General features: G+C 44.1%; 17 protein-coding genes. 14 read left to right on the top strand and 3 right to left on the bottom strand.

The features are described 5' to 3' along the window. Positions 1-40 precede the first annotated feature (40 nt). Complete coding sequence (locus EWM62_RS11330) at positions 41-541, bottom strand: hypothetical protein (protein ID WP_129876783.1); 501 nt, start codon at positions 539-541, stop codon at positions 41-43. A 192-nt stretch (positions 542-733) separates the two neighbouring features. Continuing rightward, positions 734-1,516 (bottom strand): carboxypeptidase-like regulatory domain-containing protein, encoded by a 783-nt coding sequence (locus EWM62_RS11325; RefSeq protein WP_129876782.1) that lies wholly within the window; start codon positions 1,514-1,516, stop codon positions 734-736. Positions 1,517-1,773: 257 nt separating this feature from the next. Here EWM62_RS11325 and sucD point away from each other — a divergent pair, with 257 nt between their 5' ends. The 7 genes from sucD (at position 1,774) to EWM62_RS11290 (ending at position 10,661) form a co-directional block, all read left to right on the top strand. Then, positions 1,774-2,649 (top strand): succinate--CoA ligase subunit alpha, encoded by an 876-nt coding sequence (sucD, locus tag EWM62_RS11320; protein WP_129876781.1) that lies wholly within the window; start codon positions 1,774-1,776, stop codon positions 2,647-2,649. 219 nt (positions 2,650-2,868) lie between these two features. Beyond that, complete coding sequence (locus EWM62_RS11315) at positions 2,869-4,386, top strand: serine hydrolase domain-containing protein (RefSeq protein ID WP_129876780.1); 1,518 nt, start codon at positions 2,869-2,871, stop codon at positions 4,384-4,386. Positions 4,387-4,708: 322 nt separating this feature from the next. Further along, positions 4,709-5,080 (top strand): methionine-R-sulfoxide reductase, encoded by a 372-nt coding sequence (locus EWM62_RS11310; protein WP_129876779.1) that lies wholly within the window; start codon positions 4,709-4,711, stop codon positions 5,078-5,080. A 685-nt stretch (positions 5,081-5,765) separates the two neighbouring features. Further along, positions 5,766-6,740 carry a ribonucleoside-diphosphate reductase small subunit gene (locus EWM62_RS11305; protein ID WP_129876778.1) on the top strand — a complete coding sequence of 325 codons (975 nt, stop codon included), beginning with the start codon at positions 5,766-5,768 and terminating at the stop codon, positions 6,738-6,740. 136 nt (positions 6,741-6,876) lie between these two features. Beyond that, the gene (locus EWM62_RS11300; RefSeq protein WP_129876777.1) at positions 6,877-9,252 is read left to right on the top strand and encodes a ribonucleoside-diphosphate reductase subunit alpha; all 2,376 of its coding nucleotides are present in this window, start codon (positions 6,877-6,879) and stop codon (positions 9,250-9,252) included. Positions 9,253-9,404: 152 nt separating this feature from the next. Further along, the gene (locus tag EWM62_RS11295) at positions 9,405-9,611 is read left to right on the top strand and encodes a cysteine-rich CWC family protein (protein WP_129876776.1); all 207 of its coding nucleotides are present in this window, start codon (positions 9,405-9,407) and stop codon (positions 9,609-9,611) included. Between the two features lie 168 nt (positions 9,612-9,779). Further along, positions 9,780-10,661 (top strand): hypothetical protein, encoded by an 882-nt coding sequence (locus EWM62_RS11290; protein WP_129876775.1) that lies wholly within the window; start codon positions 9,780-9,782, stop codon positions 10,659-10,661. Between the two features lie 280 nt (positions 10,662-10,941). Here the strand turns inward: EWM62_RS11290 and EWM62_RS11285 are convergent, their stop codons facing one another. Next, positions 10,942-11,277: a hypothetical protein gene (locus EWM62_RS11285; RefSeq protein ID WP_129876774.1), complete on the bottom strand. Its 336-nt coding sequence runs from the start codon at positions 11,275-11,277 to the stop codon at positions 10,942-10,944. 114 nt (positions 11,278-11,391) lie between these two features. On the opposite strand from EWM62_RS11285, the gene EWM62_RS11280 reads away from it, so the two are divergent. The 7 genes from EWM62_RS11280 (at position 11,392) to EWM62_RS11250 (ending at position 17,909) form a co-directional block, all read left to right on the top strand. Next, entirely contained in the window at positions 11,392-11,913 is a 522-nt protein-coding gene (locus EWM62_RS11280; RefSeq protein WP_129876773.1) for a hypothetical protein, read from the top strand. 84 nt (positions 11,914-11,997) lie between these two features. Next, positions 11,998-12,741: a 3-oxoacyl-[acyl-carrier-protein] reductase gene (gene fabG, locus EWM62_RS11275; protein ID WP_129876772.1), complete on the top strand. Its 744-nt coding sequence runs from the start codon at positions 11,998-12,000 to the stop codon at positions 12,739-12,741. 200 nt (positions 12,742-12,941) lie between these two features. After that, the gene (locus tag EWM62_RS11270; RefSeq protein WP_129876771.1) at positions 12,942-13,613 is read left to right on the top strand and encodes a hypothetical protein; all 672 of its coding nucleotides are present in this window, start codon (positions 12,942-12,944) and stop codon (positions 13,611-13,613) included. Positions 13,614-13,801: 188 nt separating this feature from the next. Further along, positions 13,802-14,485 carry a hypothetical protein gene (locus EWM62_RS11265; protein ID WP_129876770.1) on the top strand — a complete coding sequence of 228 codons (684 nt, stop codon included), beginning with the start codon at positions 13,802-13,804 and terminating at the stop codon, positions 14,483-14,485. 261 nt (positions 14,486-14,746) lie between these two features. Then, the gene (locus EWM62_RS11260) at positions 14,747-15,439 is read left to right on the top strand and encodes a hypothetical protein (RefSeq protein WP_129876769.1); all 693 of its coding nucleotides are present in this window, start codon (positions 14,747-14,749) and stop codon (positions 15,437-15,439) included. Continuing rightward, positions 15,439-15,681 (top strand): DUF3253 domain-containing protein, encoded by a 243-nt coding sequence (locus EWM62_RS11255; protein ID WP_129876768.1) that lies wholly within the window; start codon positions 15,439-15,441, stop codon positions 15,679-15,681. The genes EWM62_RS11260 and EWM62_RS11255 overlap by 1 nt, the downstream gene beginning before the upstream one ends. A gap of 86 nt (positions 15,682-15,767) precedes the next feature. Beyond that, on the top strand, positions 15,768-17,909 hold the full coding sequence (locus EWM62_RS11250; protein ID WP_129876767.1) for a vWA domain-containing protein: 2,142 nt from the start codon (positions 15,768-15,770) through the stop codon (positions 17,907-17,909). Positions 17,910-18,005 lie beyond the last annotated feature (96 nt).

Below are 18,005 nucleotides of genomic sequence, written 5' to 3'. Positions count from 1 at the left end.
AAATTATAGCAAATCCCAATCAGTTTAGAGGTAATAAATATTATTCATCACCTCTGATTTTTTTTAAATGATGAATGTCTTCCAAATCTTTTTTCCGGGCTGTTGCCTCTTTATCTTTCTTTAAATTATAGTAATCCATAAAATGAATTTGAGTTCCTTCAACTTCAATGGTCTCTTTACTTCTGTTGGCATCGGCAAACTTGATTTCAGCTTTAATTTCAGGTAAAATATCAAGCGTAAAATCATCAAGTTCGTACTTGAAAAATGATCTTTTTGGATTTGGATTTTGCTCGTTTTCAAACTCGGTAATATCCTCACCTAAATTTTTTATAACCTTTAAAATATTATAATAATTCTCGTAGGTGGGGTTATACCAAACATCTATATCGGGTTTATCTGTAATTTCTCCGTCTGTATTTATAGAGAGCCTATAGTAACCATTTAGCGCAACAGCAGTTCCCCCAACAAGCATGTATTGAACATTGTAGGTATCCAGCGCTTTACAAACGGCTAACAAACTATCTTTGAAATTCCCCTTCACATTTAGTTACTTAGACTTACTATTGACCTTCAATTGAGTTGTAACAGATTTAACGAATTCCTCAAAAGCATTATGTTTTTCTAAGCTCAACGAATAATTTACACTACTTCTTTCATGGGATTTCAGTTTTTCGAATGTTTCAAATTTTTTAACTGATTTCATTATTATATTATTTACGAGTATAAAGATACATCATTTTTTATAGCCATCAATTTCTTCCGTATCTGTTTGATACTTCGGTTTGGTCGGCTTGTCAGCACCGGGCTTCTCCTTAAATTTTCTGAAACTATCCTTAATGTAAAATATCAGGTTATAATCTGTCATTACATCTATCTGGGCAGGTGTGGGGCGGTATTCGTTCATGAAATCGTCCAGGGTATCGCCTTGAAGCCCGGTAATGCCACTTACCAGCTTGCGCGTAAAACGCTGGTTGGTATGGTCCTCGCGCTCGTAGCGCAGCATAGTTTGCTGTAAGCGGTATTCGGGTGTTTTCTTTTTACCTATCGATTTAAATAACGACAACAGATCGACAGACACCCAGGCAAAAGGCACATTGGTGGCGGTCGGCCGCATAATATCGGTAAAGGCCGGGCCTTTAAAGGCAAATTGTTTGGCAAATTGCTTACGGTTATTTACGCTGTCGCGGATGAAGTTGCGCTTAGCCACAATAGCCACCTCGTTGAGCCTGATGGATGCGGTTTCCAATTCTATTAGCTTTAACTGCCCGCTCCACGGGCTTATCGCTTTGGTATAGGGCTTATAGCCCATAGCCTTGATGCGCAGGGTATCGGTAACCTTTGTTATCCGCAGGGTAAAAGCGCCCTGCTCGTTGGTCATGGTGTTGGTGGCCGATGCCGAAACCACAATGTATTCGATAGGCTTGCGGGTTTTTTTATCCACTACAAAACCTGTAACCAGCTGCGCGCTGGCGTTAATACAAAGCAACAGCAGTAGTATGGATAACGGGTATTTCATCAGTATAATGCAGCAGCATAAATGTACGTGTATAAAATTGTTACCAACGGTGTTTAACACATTTTAACACAGGGGTAGTTCGTAATAGTACAACTTAGAACACCAAAGCTTTCGCGCCCTTTGTGTAAAATCTTCGTGTCCTTTGTGGTTAAATTCTGCCCAAACCCATAAGCCGAATGTAAATTTTGAAAAATTAACCCTTTAACAGGTTTGAGGGCGAATTTTTTTTAGCTTTGCCCTACAAAAATCAAAAGCCGATGAGCGTTCTCGTAAATAAAAATTCTAAAGTTATAGTACAGGGTTTTACCGGTAAAGAAGGTACTTACCATGCCGAGCAGATGATTGCTTACGGTACACAGTTAGTTGGTGGTGTTACACCGGGTAAAGGTGGCCAAAGCCATTTAGACAGGCCTGTTTTTAATACCGTTAAAGATGCGGTTGACCAAACCGGCGCCGATGTATCTATCATTTTTGTACCCCCTGCTTTTGGTGCCGATGCTATTATGGAAGCTGCCGAAGCGGGTATTAAAGTTATTGTATGTATCACCGAAGGTATCCCTACAAAGGATATGATAGCTGTAAAAGAATATTTAACCGATAAAGACAGCCGCCTTATTGGCCCTAACTGCCCCGGTATTATTACTGCGGATGAAAGCAAAATTGGCATTATGCCGGGCTTTATCTTCAAAAAAGGTAACGTTGGTGTGGTTTCAAAATCGGGTACGCTTACTTACGAGGCGGTTGACCAGGTTGTTAAAGCCGGTTTGGGTATCACTACCGCTATTGGTATTGGTGGCGACCCAATTATAGGTACGCCGACTAAAGAAGCTGTTGAATTATTAATGAACGACCCCGATACCCATGGTATTATTATGATAGGTGAGATTGGTGGTGGTATGGAAGCTGATGCTGCCCGCTGGATCAAAGAATTTGGTACGAAACCTGTTGTTGGTTTTATCGCCGGTCAGACCGCGCCTCCGGGCCGCCGTATGGGCCACGCGGGTGCAATTGTTGGCGGTGCCGATGATACAGCTGCCGCTAAAATGAAGATCATGCGCGAGTGCGGCATCCGCGTAGTAGAATCTCCTGCCGAAATTGGCGCTGCCATGGCAGAGGAATTAGCGAAGAAATAAAAGCCCCCTAACCCCCTGAAGGGGGAACAGGATTTGATATTAGGTTCCCGGTCAGTTTTGGCCGGGATTTTTTATTACAGCCCACCATGTCATTGCGAGAAGCGTAGCGACACGGCAATCTCGTCGCTTGTTTATTGAATACGACGAGATTGCCGCGCTATCGCTCGCAATGACATGTGGGGAACATTTCTTAAATTCGGTTCATACAAAATTACCGCCATGAAAAAGTACCTTACCCTTTTCCTCCTCCTATCCACCACCACAGCCTTCGCCCAATACAAACCCGCCACCTTTACCGACCCCGACAGGCTTAAGAAAATAGAAGCCACCTTCCCGGTTATAGATCAGCTTTATAAAGAGTATGCCGATCAAAACCACTGGCCGGGCATGGCTTATGGTATTTTGGTTGATGGTAAGCTGGTGCATACCGGCAATTTGGGTTATACCGATATCGATGCTAAAACACCGGTAACCTCTCAATCAGATTTCCGCATTGCCAGCATGACCAAAAGCCTCACCGCAATGGCTATCCTAAAGCTTCGCGATGAGGGTAAACTAAAACTCGACGACCCGGCGTACCTGTACATCCCCGAGATGAAGAACAATAAATACCTTACCAAAGATGCCGCCCCGGTAACCATCCGTCACCTGCTTACCCATGCAGCGGGCTACCCCGAAGATAATCCCTGGGGCGACAGGCAACTGGCCGTGTCAGACGCGCAATTGATAGACATTTATAAAAAAGGTGTATCATTTTCCAATAACCCAGGGCAGGGTTACGAGTATAGTAATTTGGGCTTTGCCACTTTGGGTTACATCATCAAAAAGGTATCGGGCAAAACGTACGAGCAATACATCACCGACAATATCCTGGAACCCCTGGGCATGGCGCATACGTATTGGGAATATACCCGGGTGCCAAAAGATAAACTTGCCCACGGTTATCGCTGGCTGGATGAAAAATGGGTAGAGCAACCCCTGCTGCACGATGGCGCGTACGGCGCCATGGGCGGGCTGATAACTACTATTGAGGATTTTAGCAAATACATGGCAGTACACATGAACGCCTGGCCTGCAAGGGATGATGCCGAAACAGGCCCGGTTAAGCGCAGCTCGGTGCGCGAGATGCAATACCCCTGGGATGTAAGCTATTTGAACGCTAATGCCCATACCACCACGGGCAGGCTTTGCCCAACCGTATCGGCATATGCGTATGGACTGCGCTGGGCTAAAGATTGTGATAACCGCGTGTATGTTGGCCATACCGGCGGCCTGCCCGGTTTTGGCAGCAACTGGAATATTTTGCCCGAGTATGGTATCGGCGTAGTTTGCTATGCCAATTTAACCTATGCCAACGCGGGCAGGGCTAATAGCATCGCTTTAGACACCTTGCTGGCGCTATCGGGTATAAAGCCGCGCAATATACCGGCATCAAACATATTAACCCAACGCCGGGATGAACTGGTGAAACTGCTACCCAACTGGAATAACCCGCAGGCTGCCGGCATATTCGCCGATAACTTTTTTATGGATTATTTCCCCGATAAGCTAAAGTCCGAAGCGCAGGATATTTACGCCAAAGCAGGCAAGATCATCAGCGTAGGAGAGGTGGTGCCCGAAAATAACCTGCGCGGGTATTTTATCATCAAAGGAGAGAAAGGCAACATTAAAGTATCGTTTACCCTCACGCCTGAAAATCCGCCGCTGGTGCAGGAGTATCATATTCAAGCCCCCTAACCCCCTGAAGGGGAAATTATAAACGCTTGTCTTTATTGCTGCCGCGAGCTTAGCGCAGCGTAACTCGTAGCATGCACAAAGTAAGCTTTCAGCTTACGTTCAGCTGAAAGCTGAAGCCATGCTACACCACGAGCTGGAAGCTCGCGGCAACGAATAATGACAAGGATTTTTTGAATGGTCAACACCGTGTAAACATCCTCTCCACAAACAAAACCTGCCCTCAAATTGTCGTATATTTATATAGAAAGAGTAGTGAAAGCGAAAGCTCAAATCACTATCCCGATAGCTATCGGGACAATAATTCAATAAATCACTAATTAACATGTACAATCAATTAACACCCGAAGAAGAATATATCATACTGCATAAAGGCACCGAACGCCCGTTTACCGGCGAATTACTCAACAATAAGGCCGAGGGCGTATACGTCTGCAAGCGCTGCGATGCCCCGCTGTACACGTCCGAATCGAAATTTGAGTCGCACTGCGGCTGGCCGAGTTTTGACGACGAGATAGCCGGGGCCGTTAAGTGGGAGACCGATGCCGATGGCCGCCGTACCGAGATCCTTTGCGCCAATTGCGGCGCGCATTTGGGCCATGTTTTCCAGGGCGAATACCTTACTCCAAAAAACACCAGGCATTGCGTAAACTCGGTATCCATGAAATTTGTGCCGGTTGACGAATTGAAAAAATAGGTCAGTACGACAGGCCTGTGAAGCTCCGAAATTGTAGATCCCTGCCGATTTTTCGGCAGGGATTTTTTTGTTTTCCACAAGTTGTTTTGTTAAATAATTTGTCACCCAATGTGAAGTTTTCGGCGCTTAAAAATAGCGTTTTTGAGGCCTTTTACCTAAGGCATTCCTTTGAGTTTTAGGGCTGTTGACAACCTGTTTATATCCTGCAAGGGTTTCCTGATTTTTATTTATCATCCATCGATATACCTGTTTTAAAAAAGATAAGGCCTTGTTTCCTAACCGCTTGAATTTTTTGTCATCGCACAATAATTTTTAGGGCGGGCATTAAAGTGTTTATAACTTATAGGTGATGTTAAAAACTTAGACTAACATCCAATAACATGTTGCCCTATCTTTGAAGAACAAGTTCTTTTAACGCTATCTATGTTATCGATATTTCTATCGCGACAGAAAAGAAGACCATGATAAAACATGGGCTAAAGTGCAACTAAAATAAATTTAGTAAGGATTAGTGAGGGTGTAAAAAGTGAGTAAATAAATGCGAAAAAGCAATTTTTTCGCCGTTTAGCAAAACACTCGCATGGTACACCTGTCTACTGTCCGCTCGATAGAAAAGTAACAGGCAGGGTTAAACAGGGGAAAGAATTTTAATACATCATATATAATAAATAAGGAACCGTTCGATATGGCAGAGGAAACAGAATTACTACTAAAGGAAAACAAAGACCGCTTTGTGATCCTCCCAATTAAATACCCCGCTATTTGGGAAATGTATAAAAAAGCTGAAGCCAGTTTTTGGACAGCCGAAGAGATCGACCTGTCGGACGATATGAAGCACTGGGAAAACCTGAACGATGGCGAGCGCCATTTTATCTCGCACATCCTGGCGTTTTTTGCAGCAAGCGATGGTATTGTAAACGAGAACCTGGCCATCAATTTCATGAGCGAGGTGCAACTGCCCGAAGCACGCTGTTTCTACGGTTTCCAGATCATGATGGAGAACATCCACTCAGAAACCTATGCCTTATTAATTGATACTTATATAAAGGACCCGGCCGAAAAAGACCGCCTTTTTCATGCTATTGATACTGTACCATGTGTAGGTAAAAAAGCGGAATGGGCCCTGCGCTGGATAAACAACGGAACCTTTGCCGAGCGTTTGGTAGCATTCGCGGCGGTTGAGGGTATCTTCTTCAGCGGTAGCTTCTGCTCTATCTTCTGGTTAAAAAAACGTGGCTTAATGCCGGGCTTAACCTTTAGTAATGAGCTGATATCGCGCGATGAAGGCTCGCACTGTGAGTTTGCCTGTTTGCTGTACAAAATGCTTGATACCAAACTATCAAAAGAGGCTGCAACCAAAATTATTACCGATGCCGTTGAGATAGAAAAAGAATTTGTAAGCGATGCATTACCGGTAAGCCTGATAGGCATGAACGCTAAAATGATGAGCCAGTACATCGAGTTTGTTGCCGACAGGTGGCTTGACGAACTGGGCTATCCTAAAGTGTACAACGTATCATGTCCGTTTGATTTTATGGAGATGATAAGCCTGCAGGGTAAAACCAACTTTTTCGAAAAACGGGTTGGAGATTACCAAAAAAGCGGCGTAATGAACAGCACTGCCGAAAGCAAGGCGTTCTCATTAGACGAAGATTTTTAGGGGAGAGGTCAGTTAGCTGATCAAAATCATAGAAATCTGTTAAATCGGTGAAATCCCGGTTCAAGACAACAATAAACTAACTAATTAAAAATAAAATACCCCCTGTCGGGTTGGCAGGGAATAAGGAGGTGGCAAAATGTTCGTAGTAAAAAGAGACGGAAGAAAAGAGTCGGTAAAATTCGACAAGATCACGGCACGTATCGAGAAACTGTGCTATGGGTTTAACCTGGTTGACCCTATTGACGTGGCAAAAAAAGTAATTGAAGGTTTGTTTGATGGTGTTACCACCTCCGAACTGGATAACCTTGCAGCTGAGACGGCAGCATCGTTAACCACCAAGCACCCCGACTATGCTTTGCTTGCATCGCGTATAGCGGTATCCAACCTGCACAAAAATACCACCAAGTCGTTCTCTGAAACCATGAAACGTATGTATGAGTACGTTGACAAAAAAACCGGTAAAAATGCCGCTTTACTGGCCGATGATGTTTACGAGTTAATTATGGCTAATGCCGATATCCTGGATAGCAGCATTATTTATGACCGTGATTTTGGTTTCGATTACTTCGGTTTTAAAACCCTGGAAAAATCGTACCTGTTAAAAATAGACGGTAAAATTGCCGAGCGCCCGCAGCACCTGTTCATGCGCGTATCGGTAGGTATCCACAAAGAGGATATCGAAAGCGCCATCAAAACCTACAACCTGATGAGCGAGCGCTGGTTCACCCACGCTACACCAACCTTGTTTAATGCCGGTACGCCAAAACCGCAGATGTCATCATGCTTCTTATTAACCATGAAGGACGATAGCATCGAAGGTATCTACGATACGCTTAAGCAAACAGCCAAGATCTCGCAAAGCGCGGGTGGTATTGGCTTAAGCATCCACAATGTAAGGGCTACAGGCTCGTACATCAGCGGTACAAACGGTACCAGCAACGGTATCATCCCAATGCTAAAAGTATTTAACGATACAGCACGTTATGTAGACCAGGGCGGCGGCAAGCGTAAAGGCGCTTTCGCGATATACCTGGAGCCATGGCATGCAGATATATTTGAGTTTTTAGACCTGCGTAAAAACCACGGTAAAGAAGAAATGCGCGCCCGCGACTTGTTCTACGCCCTTTGGGTATCTGACCTGTTTATGCGCCGCGTAGAGGCCAACGAAGAGTGGACCCTGTTTTGCCCGCACGAAGCACCGGGCCTGGCCGATTGCCACGGTAAGGAGTTTGAAAAACTGTACACCAAATACGAGAAAGAAGGCCGTGGCCGTAAAACCATTAAAGCGCAGGAACTTTGGTTTGCCGTGCTTGATGCCCAGGTAGAAACCGGTACGCCATACCTGTTGTATAAAGATGCTGCCAACGCAAAATCAAACCAGCAAAACCTGGGTACCATCAAAAGCTCGAACTTATGTACCGAGATAATGGAGTACACTTCTGAAAAAGAAGTTGCGGTTTGTAACCTGGCATCGCTGGCCTTGCCACGTTATGTAATTAACGGCGAGTTTGACCACGCTAAGCTATACGAAGTAACCTACCAGGCTACTTTAAACCTTAACAAGATCATTGATAATAACTTTTACCCGGTTGAAGAAGCACGCTACTCTAACCTGCGCCACCGCCCAATTGGGTTAGGTGTACAGGGCTTAGCCGATGCGTTTATATTGTTGCGTTTACCTTTTGAAAGCGACGAAGCAAAACAACTGAACAAAGACATATTTGAGACCATTTACTTTGCAGCCATGACGGCTTCAAAAGACCTGGCTATAAAAGATGGCGCTTACGATACCTTTAAAGGCTCGCCTTTATCAAAAGGTAAGTTCCAGTTTGATCTTTGGGATGTAAAACCGGAAAGCGGCCGTTGGGATTGGGAAAACCTGCGTTTAGATGTAATGAACCACGGTGTGCGTAACTCATTGTTAGTAGCGCCAATGCCAACCGCCTCAACATCGCAGATACTGGGTAACAACGAGTGCTTTGAACCATATACCTCAAACATATACACCCGCCGTGTATTAAGCGGCGAGTTCATCATCGTAAACAAACACTTGCTGCGCGATCTGGTGAACCGTGGTGTGTGGAACACTTCGATGAAAGACAGGATCATTACCGCAAACGGTTCTATCCAGGACATTGCCGAGATCCCGCAGGATATCAAAGACATCTACAAAACAGTTTGGGAAATTAAGATGCGTAACATCATAGATATGGCTGCCGATAGGGGTGCTTATATCTGCCAGTCGCAATCGTTAAACCTGTTCATCAACGCGCCAAATGCGTCAAAACTAACTTCGATGCACTTCTACGCATGGAAGAAAGGCCTTAAAACAGGTATGTATTACCTGCGTACACAAGCAGCATCGCAAGCGGTTAAATTTACCGTTGAGAACCAGGGCGGCGGCAAAAACATGGAGCCCGTTATACCGGAAGTGGTAGAAACCATTACCGACGAGATCCCGGCCGGCCCAACCTGCTCAATGGAAGAAGGTTGCGTTACCTGCTCTGCATAAACAGCCTAATTGTCGATAGACCATAGTTCATAGACCATAGTCATTTTTTATAATGGCTATGGTCTTTTTACGTTTAAGTGATACCGTTTAAAAGAATTAAAACTACTATTGTGCAGCTGCTATGAACCATGAACTATCAACCATGAACTGAGATGCTCACCTCCACCAAACACGAAATACTCCACTGCGACCGCTGCAGCAAGCCCTTTGAATGTAAAGCAAATTCATTCACCAAGTGCCAGTGCAGTACCGTGCAGCTAAGCATCAACGAGGTGCAGTACGTAAGCGAGCTATACGACGGCTGCCTTTGTGCTGCTTGTTTACTGGAGTTACAGAAGGAGTACCAGAAGTGGTTGTAGAGTAGGATTATTGTTATTTTGAAAATGGTGTAATAGTTTCCAAAACCTGGTCCGCTTAATTTCATAAAAATAACGGGTAACATCTTTCTTTTTTCGATTCCGTTTGAAGAAAAATAAATAACTTGTATATTAAGTGGCTCAACCAAACCACTTTATATTCTCAAACCAATGACATCAGCAGAAACCAAGCAGCACTATGAAAGTGTAAAATCATTTTTGATATGGGCGGTTGGTATAGCCTGTACGGTGATATTGTTGTTTGGGGGGTGGGTTACTTTTTTAACATTTAAAGACAGGGCAGAAATGCGGGCTGAATATCAATCAGACATTGATAGGTATAAAGAGAGTATGGCTCAGATGAGAGCAGAGGCGACAGCCAATCAAAAGGACATATTAGAAAGAGTTGAAAGAGAAGTTTCTTTTTTAAAAGAAATCTCAAAAGATCAGTTAGATAACATAAGTTCAGAGACTCGACAATCTGCAAAAGAACAAACAGAAAAAGAAATATCTGATATTTTTAAATCCGATAAAATTCAGACAATAATCGAAAAGAACGCAATTGGAGAACTTAAGGACAAATTACCAGCTACCATAGCAGAATATACGAAAAGACTGCCTAAAATATTGGAGGCAGCTAATTTTATGAGAGGTGGAGCTCCTGAAGGTGTCGCACTTTTAAAATCATATTTTACCTCAACATCCGAATTTGAACGAGCACAGTCGTTAAGCACATATCAAGATATTTACAACGATTATTACAAAGAATACGTTGATGTTAAGCAAGATCAATACATAAGCAAATTTAAAACGCTAAACGTAACGGTTTCCGCAATTCACCCAATCAAGGAGAATTTATTTCCAAAGGAAAAAGCAGATATAGATAACCTAATATTGTTAATGAAAATTATTAACGATTCAGATGTCGGCCCATCATATATGTTATATGAAAGGGCGCTTGCTATGAAGGCATTATCTTTTATATCAGGAAAGCCGTTCACCCCTTTTGAAACAGCTGACATGAACATATGGTATAAGGGTCTAAGAAAATAATAATATTGTTTGTCTAATGTTATTGTCACCAATAACATTTAGGCAGGTATTCGATATCTTATATTGCAGCATCAAGGCATAGGCCACGTGCGATTCCCTCCCAACGGGAGGGTGCAGGGAGGGGTTTATACGCCTTGTTCGTCAAACCCCTCCCTGCCGCCACACAAACCATCCGCACCCCTCCCAAGGGAGGGAATTATTAAATTTTCCGATAGCTAAAAAAGTCTCTCCGCTAAACAGCGGAGGAGATTTAGATGGGGCTAATCCCGGCCTATCAGCACTAACTTTCTCTCACATACACCTCGCCCTTATAAGGCTCAATAACCGAGTGGAAGCTGTACCCGGCTACATGCAGCAGGTAATAGGTCATGATATCGCACCAGCAGATCTCGTCATGAAACATGGGCACTTTCGGGAACTTGCCTTCCTGCCTGCTTTCTTCCTTGTTATAGTTGTACTCGCCGTCGTGCTTCACTATCCATTCCTTAAACAGGTCCATTTCAGATGGTTCCGAGAAAACGATCTTAAAGAAAGTTTCCTCGGTAACGTCCTTCAGGTCGTCGTTCATGTAATGGTGGTACTTATGGCGGTGGCGGATGATCTTGGCGGTTATCATAGTTAAGCTGTTGTGTAATAGGCTAACAAAAAATGGCCCCGGCCGTTTTAAATACTTTCTGCAAAAATAGAAATAACTAAATTGCTGCATTTTACTACTTTTATTAAAAACCTTATGATGAAAAGATACCTTACCCTGCTGCTGGTAATAGCCACATTTGCGCAAACCGCTTCGGCACAAATAACCACTAAATACGGCGATAATGTAAGCACCCTTGATGGTATCATTAAAGCCTTTTATGACGTTGTAACCGTTAAAAAAGGCGAAATGCCAAGCTTTGAGCGCGATAGCCTGCTGCACATTGCCGGTGCAAAAGTAGGCTCGGCAGGGGTGGATAAGCAGGGCAAGCAGCACTTCAACCTCATGCCGTTAAAGGAATATCATCGCCTGTCTGACGGTTATTTGGCTAAAGATGGCTTTTACGAGAAAGAGATCTCGCGCAAAGTGCAAAAGTTTGGCAGTATATACCATGTTTGGAGCACCTACGAGAGCCGTTTAACGGCAACATCGCCTGTTTTTGCCCGCGGTATCAACAGCATCGAGCTGTTTTATGATGGAACACGCTTTTGGCTGCTTGGGTGGTTTTACGATGAAGAGCGCAAGGATAACCCGTTACCTGCCGAATATTTAAATTGATAAGAAATAACGATTTTGAATTGCGGCACCTTTAGCGCATTCCGACTAAATAATTAACTTTGCCCTACGAACCATATATCAATTATGAAACTACTTGAAGGAAAAACCGCGCTTATTACAGGTGCGTCAAAAGGCATAGGCCGCAAAATAGCAGAGAAATTTGCCGAACATGGCGCTAATGTAGCCTTTACATACTTATCATCGGTTGAAAAAGGCCTTGCGCTTGAGCAGGAGCTGCAAAGCTTTGGCACGCAGGTAAAAGGTTACCGCAGCGATGCATCAAAATTTGACGAGGCCGAAAAGCTGATCAACGATATTGTGGCCTATTTTGGCACCCTGGATATTGTGGTGAACAATGCTGGCATCACAAAAGATGGCCTGCTGATGCGCATGACCGAAGAGCAATGGGACGAGGTGCTTAACGTAAACCTCAAATCGATATTCAATGTTACCAAAGCGGCTTCAAAAATTATGATGAAGAACCGTAAGGGTGTGTTCATTAACATGAGCTCGGTAGTGGGTGTGCAGGGTAATGCCGGCCAGGCCAATTACGCGGCGTCGAAATCGGGTATCATTGGGTTCTCCAAATCGGTGGCTAAAGAATTAGGTTCGCGTAACATCCGCACCAATGTGGTAGCGCCGGGCTTTATCCGCACCGAAATGACCGAGGTGCTTGATCCCAAAGTGGTTGAAGGCTGGGCCGCAGCAATCCCGTTAAAACGTGCCGGCGAAACCGAAGACGTGGCCAATGCCTGCGTGTTCCTGGCATCAGACATGGCAGCCTATATCACCGGGCAGGTGATACCTGTTGATGGGGGGATGTTGTAGTGTTAAGTCGAAAGTCAAAAGTAAAAATATAACACGTGCTGGTGGCGCTGTTTTGTCAGTAGTTGAAAATTGAAAGGATTGATTATTAACAACTTGCAAAAATAAGCCTGCATGCGCAAACGTGAACGTGAACATTTGGACAAAGCGGCAAGCACAAACTTGCCGCTTTTTTGGTTATATTGGGTTGATAAACCTGTCCAATGAAAAGGCTTTTACTCATCATTTTATTCATACTACCGTGTATTGTTTTTGCCCAAAAGAAAAGGCACTTTAAGGCGCCAAGGGTAATGCGCTACTACCCGGGCTATAACGACTGCGCTTACCAATACCGTTTTGATGCTGATGCGCGGCGCGCGTTCTTTCCCTTTTCAAAAGCTGCCCGGATCAGGCTTATCTCGTTTCACGAAGGCGAAAACACACCTATCTATATAACAGAACCGGGTGCCGCATACGTGCCGGATGTTATCCCCGCAGAAGATACGATGCAGGTATTTTCGCCAATGGCGAAGGATGACTTTTTTGTGAATTACTGCAGGGTAATGGAAATGCGCGATCTTTCGAAGGCGGCCGTAGATTCTTTAACTGATATTTTATATAACGTGGGCAGGAAACCCATCAAACTCCCTGACGACTATGCTAACCCCGGCGCGGCATGTTATTCGCCCGCCAATGCTATTTTATTTATGGATAGTAAAGGTAAAATAACGGAGTTTATCGAGATCTGCTTTCACTGCCATAGATATTATTACAGTTCATCAAAAACCCGCGAAATTGACTATTGCGACCAAAAGTGGGATATGCTTAAAAAATACTTTTTTAGCCAGGGGATAAAATTTGGCGTGGTAGACGAGGTTGATCCTGAAGCGAATTGAAATCGCATACAATTTTTTCCCGATAGAATTGGTGGCGCTGTTTTGTCACTTCTGTCTTTCTATACATTTGATTATCAGGCGTTCATGTTGTTCACGGTGTTAAAGTGGCGCGAAAATGAACACTTTCAAAATATTTAAGGCAAGCTTGGCTTGCTTTTTTAGTTATATTAGATTGATAAACCTTGTTTATGAAATCTTTCCCGGTGATTTTTATTGCGCTATTATTGCCCTGTCTTTTGTTTGGGCAAAACAGAAAGCGGTTGCCAAAACCGCAGATTCAACGTCCCTCAGAAGTAGAAAATCGGAAAGCAGAGCAGAACTTTCAATGCCTGTATATAAATAAATATTCGGCAAAAGAGCGCCTCTTGTTCTTTCCTTTTTCCATCGCCAGCAAAATTCAACTCATTTCTTTTCCAGCTACCAGATTACCAGATCCGGTTTATGGAAATGATGGTGAATTAATTGAAGTTGTTTCAGAAAATATAGATACTGTCGCGCTGATTACACCATTGGCACCCAATAAGTTTTCAATTAATTATCGTAAAGTAAAGGAGGAGAAAACCCTTAGTTCTGCAGGCATTGACTCATTAACAGATATTTTATACAATGTTGGGTATACACCAATCAAAAACTTAAACTATCAGATGACAGAGCAAGGATTATGTTACAATCCCCGGAACGCGATATTATTTATTGATAATAATGGCAACGTTACTCAATACATCGAGTTGTGTTTTCAATGCAAAGGTTACTACTATAGTTCATCTAAAACCAAATCGATTGAATATTGTGAACAAAAATATCGCTTACTAAGTACCTTTTTTACCAGTGAGGGTATCAATCACGGCACTATTGAACCAATTCCTAAATAATGTCCTCAATTCCCCAAACCATCCTAACTATGGCTGCCGAACGTGCGCCGGATAAAACGGTTTGCTCAAATTAAATTGCGTACGGTTTATTTCAAATAAATTGGTGGCGCTGTTTTGTCAGTACTTGAAAATTGAAATCATTGATTATTAACAATTTGCAAAAATAAGCCTGCATGCGCAAACGTGAACGTGAACATTTGCAGAAAGTGGCAAGCACAAACTTGCCGCTTTTTTGGTTATATTGAGTTGATAAACCTGAACATGAAAAAACTTTTGCTGGTTATTTTTACGATGGTACTATTACCCTGCCTTTTGCTTGGCCAAAACAGGAAACGATTGCCTAAACCGCCACCTTTGCCGCCTACAAAGGAAGAAAACATACTCGCGGAAAAACATAACAAATGCTTCAATTCGCATGAGTATAGTGCAATTAAGCGACGTAGCTTTTTCCCATTTGGTAATGCCTCAAGTATCAAATTAATTTCGTTTAAAGCCTACAATTACCCCAACCCGCCTGTTTATAATGAGGAAGGAAAAGATGCTGATACTGTGGAAAATGATAGAATGCAATTGTTAACACCTGTTACAAAAGACAGGTATTATCTTAATTTAAAAAAAGTAAAGGAAATTAAACAGGTAAGCCGTGCCGGGATAGATTTATTAACTGATATCTTGTTTAACATCGGCTATACGCCTGTAAAAAAGCTGGATTTGGAAATAGCGGATCCCGGCGCGAAATGCTACGAACCCAGGAATGCGGTTTTGTTTTTAGATGGTAAGGGTAACATTACGCAGTATCTCGAAATATGTTTTGAGTGCCGGCACCATTACTGGAGTTCATCAAAAGTAGGGTACATCGAATACTGTGAGGACAAGTATGAACTGCTGCGAAGGTATTTTTTAGCACAAGGGATAAAATATGGTGCAGACCCCAAGACCATCAACAATAATTAATGTCCAATCTACCTATTCCCCAAACTATCCTCACCATGGCTGCCGAACGTGCGCCGGATAAAACCGTTTGCCCGAGCGAAATAGCCCGCGCTTTATTCCCGGGCAATTGGCGTAAACATATGCAGGAGGTTAGGGATGCAGCTGTTGCATTGCAGAAGGATGGGAAGGTAACTATCACGCAAAAAGGGCTGCCTGTAGATGTTAACCATATCAAAGGGCCAATCCGGATAAAATTTAATTAGCCCCATTCCACAATAATTTCGCATTTTGCGGGTATGGATGTTATGGGCTTTAACTCACTATTCACCACTCACCACTTACCAAACTAATGTCGCTTACCTGGGGATCGGTTTCTGGATGGTGGGTGCCTGCCTGCCTGGCGCTGGGCTTACTATACGCCTGGCTCATGTACCGCAAACCGGTGCAATTGGGCAAAAGCCTGCGCTATACGCTGTTTGCCTTTAGGGCAGTACTGGTAAGTTTGCTGGCCTTACTAATAGTTTCGCCACTGGTGCGCTCTACCAGTTACCTGCCGCAAAAACCGGTAATATTGGTAGCGCAGGATAATTCGGAATCGATAAAGCTTTTTGCCTCGCCAGCCCCCTCTAATCCGATAGCTATCGGATCTCCCCCGATAGGGGAGACTTCAAATATTAATAACTCCCTCTCCGAAGGAGAGGGTTGGGGAGAGGCTTTATCCTCCTTAAAAACCCAATTGGGCGATGGCTATGAAGTGCACGAGTTTCACTTTGATAAGGATTTGAAGGATAGCCTGTCGGCTAAATTCGATGGCCGGCAAACCGATATTTCAAATGCCCTGCACCAACTGAACGAGCGCTTTGTGAACCGCAACATCGGCGCGCTAATTTTGGCTACCGACGGCCTATACAACCTGGGTGTCGATCCTCAATACGAGGCCCGCAACATTAAAACCAATATTTATACCATTGCCCTGGGCGATACCATCCCCCGCCGCGATCTGCTTATCGGCAATGTAAATTATAATAAAACCGCGTTCCTGGGTAACGATTTTGAGGTGGAGATCCTGGCCGAAGCATACCAAAGCGCCGGCGAAAATATACACCTAACCATTACCGAAGATGGCCGGCAGGTATATTCACAAAATATATCGGTAACCTCGGCGGCATTTAAAAAGATCATCCCGGTTAAGCTAAATGCCGATAAAAAAGGCACCCGCAAATTCACCATCAACCTGGCACCGGTTAAAAACGAATTATCCGTACAAAACAATACCGAAACCATTTACGTAGATGTGCTGGATGCCCGGCAAAAGATAGTGCTGCTGTACGATGGCCCGCACCCCGATATCAGCGTGATCAAGCAGGCTATCGAAAGCAACAAAAATTTCGAGGTTAAAACCAGCCTGGTAAGCGATATGGCGGCGATAAAAATGGCAGACTATAGTCTTGCTATTTTATACCAGCTATCCGCCGGTAGTTACGGCAAGCTTCAAAACCTGCTGCAGGGTAAAACCCCTGTATGGCACATCGCCGGTACGCAAACCGATCTGCAGGCTTTTAACAATGCGCAAAAAGCGGTAAAGGCAAACGCGGGTGGGCAGGAAGTACAGGAAACTTTTGCACAGCCGGTAAGCACCTTTTCGGCCTTCACGCTAACGGATTCTGCCCAGAACAAGCTAAGCAAGCTGCCACCTTTGGTGGCGCAGTTTGGCAGTTATGCGGCATCGTCAACGGCATCGGTATTGTTAAAACAAAAGATAGGTAATGTAGACACCAGTTACCCGTTGCTGGCTTTTAATAATGAAAATGGGCGCAGATCAGCAGTACTTACCGGCGAAGGCCTGTGGCGCTGGCAACTGGCCGAATACCGCGAATTTGGCAACCACCACGCCATTGAAGAGCTGTTGAGCCAAACCGTGCAATACCTAACCGCCAACGCCAACCGGCAGCGCTTTAGGGTTTATGCAGCTAAAAACATTTTCGACGAGGGCGAGAACTTGCTGCTCAACGCTGAGTTGTATAACGACGCTTTGGAGCTGATCAACACCCCCGATGTAAAAATAAACCTGAAAAGCCAATCGGGTAAAAACTATAGCTTCCTATTTACGCGCAGCGGGCAGAGCTACCAGCTAAACGCGGGTACCCTGCCGGTTGGGGAATATACCTATACGGCCACAACCAGCAACGGAAAGCAGGCCTTTACAGCAAACGGGCAGTTAACCGTTAAGCAGCTTAACCTGGAGGCCCGCCAAAGCACGGCTAACCACCGGCTGCTGCGCGATATGGCTACGCAATCGGGCGGGCAAATGCTGCTGCCATCACAAATAAATAAGCTGGCCGACCTGATCCGCAAAAACGAAAACATCAAAACCGTTGTTTATGAAGATAGGCGCTACAGCGACCTGATAGATGTGAAATGGGTATTTGTGCTGATACTGCTGCTGCTAAGCGCCGAATGGTTTTTAAGGAAACGGGAAGGGGAGGTTTAGATTAGTGATCAGTGATTTGTTAATTAGTGATTTGTTTTTCTCCGGTCATTGCCATTGGCTAAAGCCAATTAGTGGGAGTTAATTATTCCGCCCCAT

The organism is Mucilaginibacter terrigena (genome assembly GCF_004168255.1).
GTDB lineage: Bacteria > Bacteroidota > Bacteroidia > Sphingobacteriales > Sphingobacteriaceae > Mucilaginibacter > Mucilaginibacter terrigena.
Note: the sequence above shows the minus strand (reverse complement) of the source record. Positions and strands in the feature narration are given on the sequence as shown.